This is a genomic window from Niastella sp. OAS944, assembly GCA_024809215.1.
In the GTDB taxonomy this organism is placed as follows: Bacteria; Bacteroidota; Bacteroidia; order Chitinophagales; family Chitinophagaceae; genus Niastella.
Map to the genome: position 1 here is coordinate 1 of JANUBW010000027.1, position 1,422 is coordinate 1,422.

1 protein-coding gene is annotated in these 1,422 nt (G+C 37.9%); it reads right to left on the bottom strand.

Annotation, left to right across the window (positions count from 1 at the left end; genetic code table 11):
• Positions 1-120 precede the first annotated feature (120 nt).
• Positions 121-1,155, bottom strand: a complete 1,035-nt coding sequence (locus GGD38_RS37335; RefSeq protein WP_375296975.1) for an IS110 family transposase — start codon at positions 1,153-1,155, stop codon at positions 121-123.
• Between the last annotated feature and the right edge of the window lie 267 nt (positions 1,156-1,422).

The following is a 1,422-nucleotide window of genomic DNA, read 5'->3' on the forward strand; positions in this document are numbered from 1 at the left end:
GTTAACAGATTCTGTGTTAGTTTGAAAGTCTGCTATTAATTATTTTTCTATAATTTTGAAGTTCTAAGGCGGCTTTATGTCAGCCTGTTAAGGGCGGTCTTCAATGACCGCCCTGATTTTTTAAGCGACCTTTTTATTGTCTATTTGAGTTTTAAGATAGTCTTTATCGTAAGGCGTATTTGTTTTATAAATAATATAGGCCATCTCCAATAGTCTTCTTTGCACAGCCACAGCTGCCTTCATTTTAATACCATGCTTCTGCACCAACCTGGCAAAAATGGCTTTATACTTTTCATTATGTCTTATTGCTGTTAAAGCAGGTAAGTGCATGGCTTTCCTTAGGTACTTGTTTCCCTTTTTAGAGATTTTGGGCTTGCCATTCACCGATGTTCCTGATTGCTTTTCTTTGATATCAAGCCCGGCATAACTCGCTAATTGCCTTTTGTTGGTGATTAAATCAAACCCATTCGTTTCTGCCAGTATGGTCGCAGCTGTTAATAATCCTATCCCTGGTATGGTACAGATGATCTTGATCGATTCTGTAGCGGACTTATCCAGGCTTACAGATTCCCTTATCTCTTTCATAATTTCTTCTTGTTGATTATCAAGAAGTTTGATGCGCGCCTGCATTCTGTCAATACTCTTTTTACTGGGAAAGGCTTGCGATTGCTCTGCATGTAATTGGTTCTTTATTGCGGTTTTTTCTTCTACTAATTGCCCCCTTTCCCGAGTCAGAAACCTTATATCCCTGTAAATCTCCTTGGGCTTTTGCCATATCTGTAGCTTCCTTTCCAATCCAAACATAGCTATCACCTGAGACGAAGTTTTATCTGTAACAGTTTTTATTTCTAAAGTCTTTTGGTAGTTAGCTGTTTTGTTAGGTGTTAATATCGTTATCAATTGTCCGTTGTCTGCTAAATAATATACCAGGGCCTCATGGTATACTCCAGTAGCTTCTACGACATAATAGACTGCCACCTCTGGCACAACCAGCTTTTGCGTCCAGCTAATCAATTCTTCAAAACCTTTTAGCGTATTCTTAAAAGTTTTGTAGCTGTAAATCTCACTGTTCAATTCTTCAGTTAAACGACCCAGAGAAACAGCTAACTCGTCCTTGGATACATCAATGCCTACCGATTGCTTTAAGATTTTCATATTTGTAGTTTGCAGCTTACAGTGAAAGCTCTCCTTCGTTTTGCCTCCTGACTAGATATACTGGATATGTTGAATATGCAACATTCCTTACATTCTGTTCAAACTCGAAAGAGGGGAAAAAGTGAGGCAATTTCTGTTAATGAGCATGCTTTTTGAACTGCTTAGTTGACTCTTGCTCTCACTTTTTTTCACTATAAGACCTTTTTATATGCAGCAAACTTAGTAGAATCTCTATTCTTATTGAATATGCAAACATAGGAAGTTGAC

Bases quoted from the DNA above. Each gene is read 5' to 3' on its own strand.
- GGD38_RS37335 (WP_375296975.1), bottom strand. From the start codon at position 1,155: ATGAAAATCTTAAAGCAATCGGTAGGCATTGATGTATCCAAGGACGAG.